This window comes from Dyadobacter sp. HNCC25DJ185 (assembly GCF_056895195.1).
Genome location: NZ_JBXHAR010000002.1, coordinates 803,822 through 809,933 on the forward strand (window position 1 = coordinate 803,822; position 6,112 = coordinate 809,933).

The window sequence follows — 6,112 nt, forward strand, 5'->3', positions numbered from 1 at the left end:
CGACAGGTTAATCCGCCAAAGATGAACAGATAACGATCGAGCACCTATTGCTGTAAGCCTTTATGACTCCTATTGATTGGTTACCCATTGCCCAACGTTTGCAGGCCCTCGCCCAAACCGGCCTTACGTATTACCAAAGCGAGTATGACCGGGAGCGTTATGAGGAGATCTATGCGATCAGCTTACAAATGCTGGCGCATTTAAGCAATGTCCCCATCGAAGCGATCATCCGGCTTTTGCCTTCTGAAATTGGTTACCAAACTCCCAAAGTGGATATACGGGCGGTCGTACTCCGCAGCCCGGATGAAGTTCTGATGGTGCAGGAAAAGGAGGATGCAAACCGGTGGAGCCTGCCCGGCGGCTGGGCCGATGTAGGTTATACACCATTTGAAGTAGTCCAAAAAGAAGTAGCAGAGGAAACAGGATTACAGGTTGAAGCCACCCGCCTGTTGGCGGTTTTTGATAAAAAGCGGCATGACCATCCGCCTCAACCCTGGTATGTTTATAAATTCTTTATCCTTTGCAAAGTAACAGGCGGCAAACTATTAAGCGAAACCACAGAAACCGCCGGCATTTCCTGGATCGACAGACAAATGCTGAGGAACCTCCCCATCTCGGTCGACCGGGTTACGTTGTCGCAGATCGAAACTGTTCTAAGCTTAGCGGCAGATCCTGGCCTGCCGACCCATTGCGATTAGCTCCGTCATTCTGCACACTCAGTTAAACGACTGCCTGAATTCCAGTGGCGAAAGGCTGGTTTTGGTCTTGAATAACTTACTGAAAGATTGCGGATGCTCAAAGCCGAGCTCGTAAGCAATTTCGCTGATCGAAAGATTGGTAACAGACAATTTCTCTTTGGCTTTCTCGATCAGTTTGTCGTGAATGTGCTGTTGGGTGGTCTGTCCGGTCAGTGTTTTCAGCATGCCGCTCAGGTAATTGGGGGAAATGTTGAGCTCTTCGGCTATGTTGTGGACGGTCGGCAACCCCTTTTTCATCATATCATTACTGTTAAAATAGTCGTCAATAATTTCCTCCAACCGATTGAGGATGTCGTGATTGGCTATTTTTCGTGTAATGAACTGCCGCTGATAAAAGCGCTCGCAATATTTAAGCAGCAGTTCCAGTTGGGCAATGATCAGGTCCTGGCTGAACTGGTCGATATTGGAACGGTATTCCTGCTGAATACTTTGCATGATACCCCCGATGACGTTCTCCTCCTTTTCTGAAAGGAACAAGGCCTCGTTTACGGAATAGTCGAAATATTCGTATTGTTTGATGGTTTTGGCCAGGGGTGTATTCCATAAAAAGTCGGGATGGAGGAGTAACATCCATCCCGATTGCTTTAACTCCGTATCCGGTTCAACTTCAAGCCTAAGTATCTGACCGGGGGCCATGAAAAACATCACGCCTTCGTTGAAATCAAATTCCTGCTGGCCGTATTTCATTTTCACATTGAAATTCCTTTTCAATGCAATGGAATAAAAATCCTTCACCAAACCCATTTCATTAGCAGGCAGGCGCTTGATCTCTTCCATGTTGATCACGCTGATCAGCGGGTGTTCGGGTTTAGGATAATTCCTGTACTGGTGGAATTCGCTGATCGTTTTGAATCGGTGAATTTGTACGTTTGACATATCACAAAGTACTCATTATTACTTAAACACGTGTGCAAATTCTTGCGCAAAGTCTTCCAGCTTTACCTTACCCATTACCGGTTTATTCCGATAATAATCCTCTGCCAACACCCCGTTGTGCAGGCTGCCATACATTTCAACCAGTCCCGCGGCAATTTTTGGATTGATCCCGATGTTTTCCAGTGCACTTTGAACTTCCTCGCCAGGAACCAGTATCCATTTTAAATCAGGCTTTCCGATGGCTGCACCCAAAACAGCCGCAGTATCATTGCCGGTCCGGTCGTCACTGGCCACATACCGAATTCTTCTTTGGACAGGCCGGGATAGCAGCTCCTCCGCAGCCACGGTCGCAATATCCCTGGGAGACACCCATGGTATCACATCTTCCGCACCGTAGTTTGCCATAATCACACCCTGATGCTTGATCATTTCCAGGTAATTATAAATATTATAAAAGAAAGAAGTAGGTCTCAGGTGCACAATTGCCACGTCCGAGGGTAGTTCATCAAGCATCAGTTCCAAATCGTGCGCGCCAATCAAAAGCCCGGAGCCCTCGCCAGCTCCCAGATGGGCGCCAATGGTACTGAGGTTAACCACTTGTTTTACATCCGACCGCCTGATCGCTTCTGCATAGTTATGGCCGAGCTCATGATAATATACCAATAAATCCAGGCTATGATCAAAATAGTTGGCTGGTGGCACCATGGTATACACCGCATCCGCTCCGGCAAATGTAGTGACCAGAAAATCAACATCTTGCAATGTACCAATCGCCGCGATGGCACCCAGCGCTTCAATGTCTTTTTGCTTTTCCGGCTTGCTGCTGATGACGGTAACGGAATGCCCTTTGGCTACTAATTCCTGGGTCAGTGGTTTACCGATATGTCCTATGGACCCTGTTAATACGATTTTCATTGGTATGTCCTTTTGGTTTCTGCAAAGTTCAGCAGCGGACAAAAAGCAGACTTAGCCAAATCTATGATTTTTGTAACCGAAAGAAGGATTGTCCCGCAATAGACCTTCAAAATAGCGCCGCCTAGTACCTGAACCAGAACCGCCACAGGAAAAGCGGCAAGCTTCGTACCATTTCCCAGTACCGGATATTATAATCAGGAATATCAGAACTTTATATCAAGAACACGCTTCGTGTCCTCATTTGAAAGACAGGAAATTAAAACCCCAATCTCAACTTATGCGCTACCTTTCCGCCCTGCTGGTTTGTCTGCTTCATTACAATGTAATCGGGCAAACGATCGATAATTCCTATCAAGCATTTGATTTCGTCGCCGGCGAAAAAACCATCTTTGACGGCAACACCCGCAGCGGCTTCAAAGACAAAACAAATCAGCCCTGGATTCTGAGTGGCGGGGAAGCGTCCGTCATCGATTTTGAAAACCAGAAATGCATATCCATCGACGCCTATTATACCAGGCTTACACCGGTCCTTTTCGGCTTGAAAGCTCTGCCCGACAGCATCTCCATTGAATATGACACCTGGCTGGATGAAGGCTACGATGGAAATCCCGGCGTCGAAATCCATCTGCTCAACGGTGATCTTGAGGAAGTGATCACACCCAACAAACACAACCTGAGCGTGTCTTACCCCGGCGACGGCAGGGAGTCCAGGGAAAATCCGGCAGCGTATTTTGGCGAAAACAAGTTTTACAACCGCTGGGTCCACATTTCGATTGCACAGTTCGGGAGCCGGACGATAATCTACCTCGACCAGTACAAAATGATGGATATCCCGAATACGAATCTGAAAGCCAAAACCCTGTTTGTGAGCGGCAATGCGTCGCAAAACATGAAAATCCTGCTTAAAAACTTCCGGATCGCTACCCGGTTCCCGAAAAAAATCACTTTCGATCACGGCAAGTTCGTGACGCATGCGATCAAATTCGATGTCAACAAATATGAATTGAAGCCTGAAAGTATTACCGTAATAGGGCAGGTATTCGAATACTTAACGCAAAACACCGCAGACCGCCTCGAAATCGGCGGCCATACCGACAATGACGGAACCCCGGAATATAATCAGGCACTTTCACAATCCCGGGCAGAAGCGGTTAAGGCACAGCTCGTGGCGATGGGAATCGACAAAAGCAGGCTGGAAGCCAAAGGGTACGGCTCCGCAAAGCCTATCGACCCGAAAAATACCGCCGAGGCCAAATCCTTGAACCGCAGGGTGGAGTTCACAAAATTATAGGTCGGTTTGTGTAACATTTATCGCGTCCGTCCGCTCCGATTCTCAGGGACACAACGATCGTCAAGAAAATCAAAGTACCAGCGGCTTTACCGAGCCGCTTTGATAAGAAACGAATATGGATCAGCGCCGCTGTTACCCTGCACGCCAATCTATTGGAGTGAAAGCGGAGATGACGAAACTGCACGCAGAGATGAAGTTTGCTACTATTCGGTAGCCCACTTTATAATAGCCGCACTGGCAAGTTAAGAAAGACAAACTGTCGTTTCTCGAGAAGAATACCAGCAATGGTTACATCATACCGGCAGGTAAACCGTAAAAACGGCCCCTTGCCCCAGTTGGCTGACACTCGAAATCGCACCTCCATGATTGGCGGCCACTCTTTCGCAAATAGCCAGCCCGATCCCCGTGCCGGGATACTCGCTTTTACCATGCAGCCGCTGAAAAACCTGGAATATTTTGCCGGCATGCTGCTGGTTGAAACCTATGCCATTATCCGCGATCTCAATGCAATGGTAATGATCACTTTTCCTGACCGGCTTAATTTCCATGGGTAAACTGCATGCCGGTCGTTCCTCATAGTTGATCTGTATCTTTGGGACATTCCCGTGCTGCTGAAATTTGAGCGAATTGCTGATCAGGTTATAAAACATTTGTCCAAGCTGTGTCTCGTCCCCTTCCACCATGGGCAAGGGCTCGGTAGAAATCACTGCCTTGGTGTCCTGGATCAGCAGTTCCAGATCATTCAACACGGTTTTCACTACCCATGAAAGCGAAATAGGGACAGGCTTGTCCTTATGGCTCGATATTCTTGAAAAGGCCAGCAAGTCCTCGATCAGTTGAGACATTCTTCTTGCGGCGGTCATCATCCGCCGCAGGTGATCGGCACCGTCGCCCAGCTGGCTTGCATGCCGTTTCTGCAGCAGGTCGCCAAAGGACTGGATTTTTCGCAACGGCTCCTGAAGGTCGTGAGAAGCGACAAAAGCAAATTGTTCGAGGCTTGCGTTGGATTTTTTCAAACGCTCGTTACTTGCAAATACCTTTTCGTTTAATTCGAGCAACTGTCGGTTTGCCTCCATCAGCTCTTCCGTACGTTCAAAAACGAGCTGCTCCATCTTTCCTTCCAATGCTTTTTCCCGGGAGATATTTTTCGTGACCCCCACCATCCTCACCGGTGCGCCATCGTCATTATACATGCATTTGCCCGAAGCAGATATCCAGTGTATTGTATCATCGGGCCACTTTACACGGTACTCCGCCTGGTAAACTCCTTGCATATCAATGGCCTGTTGGACCGCATCCTGTATGTGCGGCCGGTCTTCTTGCAAAATGCAGGCAATAAGATCCGAAAAGTTAAATACAGCACTTGACGGCAAACCGTGATTAGCTTTACACAAATCGGTACAGGTCATATGCCCCGACGATAAAAAGATATCGTAGGAACCCAGGCTCCCAGCTTGCAAGGCGATCTCGAGTTGCTGCGCGGTTTCCCGAAGGTTTTCCTCCGATCCCTGCAGTACCACCGTGCTTTGCTCATGCCGCGCGATAATATCATCGAGCTGGCTGTTCCTTTCTTCGAGTACCAGCTTGGCCGTTTTTAATTCCTCATTCGATTTTCTGAGTTGAATCAAGTTGACCACCTGTTTCGCCAATGTTCTTAATGCGGCAAGCTGGTTATCGGAAAGTTGCTTAGGGTCATGGTCGATCACACACAAAGAGCCAAGTGCAAATCCATCACGATCGACTAACGGAACACCGGCGTAAAAAATAACATGGGGATCACCTGTCACCAGCGGATTGTCCGCAAAGCGTTGATCCCTCCTTGAATCGGTGACGACAAGTATCTGGTCCGGGTTAACGATGGCATGATTACAAAATGCAAGTTCCCTTGGTGTTTCGCGCACATGGAGCCCGTGGTGTGACTTGAACCATTGCCGTTTGTCATCCAGAAGGCTGATCAGCGAGATCGGCGTATGGCATATTTCAGAGGCCAGTCTGGTCAGATCATCGTAATCCTCCTCTTCGATGGAATCGAGGATCCGATAGCTTTCCAGCGCGGCAATTCTTTTTTGTTCCTCGGTCTGAGGCGTAGGGATATTCATCAATTTTATGTCCAGATACGAAGGACCCTATCAGTGCCTCCTGCCAAATAAATATAGTAATAACCACTTTACTGGGTTGCCGTCGATCAGGATCGTTCCCGGTTGACGCAAATGCACCCCTCCATAGCCGCAAAGACAACCCGTCCACTAAAAGTATGCCCGCTAACTTTGCA

General features: G+C 48.2%; 5 protein-coding genes. 2 read left to right on the plus strand and 3 right to left on the minus strand.

Annotation, left to right across the window (positions count from 1 at the left end; all coding sequences use genetic code 11):
* Window positions 1–62: 62 nt before the first annotated feature.
* Window positions 63–698: an NUDIX hydrolase gene (locus AC1XUF_RS08575; RefSeq protein ID WP_483341274.1), complete on the plus strand. Its 636-nt coding sequence runs from the start codon at window positions 63–65 to the stop codon at window positions 696–698.
* A gap of 18 nt (window positions 699–716) precedes the next feature.
* On the opposite strand, the gene AC1XUF_RS08580 is transcribed toward AC1XUF_RS08575, so the two are convergent.
* A complete protein-coding gene (locus tag AC1XUF_RS08580) occupies window positions 717–1,634 on the minus strand; it encodes a helix-turn-helix domain-containing protein (protein ID WP_483341275.1) in 918 nt (305 codons plus the stop codon).
* 18 nt (window positions 1,635–1,652) lie between these two features.
* The gene (locus tag AC1XUF_RS08585; protein WP_483341276.1) at window positions 1,653–2,549 is read right to left on the minus strand and encodes an NAD(P)H-binding protein; all 897 of its coding nucleotides are present in this window, start codon (window positions 2,547–2,549) and stop codon (window positions 1,653–1,655) included.
* A 277-nt stretch (window positions 2,550–2,826) separates the two neighbouring features.
* Between AC1XUF_RS08585 and AC1XUF_RS08590 the strand changes: the two genes are divergently transcribed.
* A complete protein-coding gene (locus tag AC1XUF_RS08590; protein WP_483341277.1) occupies window positions 2,827–3,840 on the plus strand; it encodes an OmpA family protein in 1,014 nt (337 codons plus the stop codon).
* 293 nt (window positions 3,841–4,133) lie between these two features.
* Here AC1XUF_RS08590 and AC1XUF_RS08595 read toward each other — a convergent pair whose 3' ends face one another.
* Window positions 4,134–5,939 carry a sensor histidine kinase gene (locus AC1XUF_RS08595; protein ID WP_483341278.1) on the minus strand — a complete coding sequence of 602 codons (1,806 nt, stop codon included), beginning with the start codon at window positions 5,937–5,939 and terminating at the stop codon, window positions 4,134–4,136.
* Window positions 5,940–6,112 lie beyond the last annotated feature (173 nt).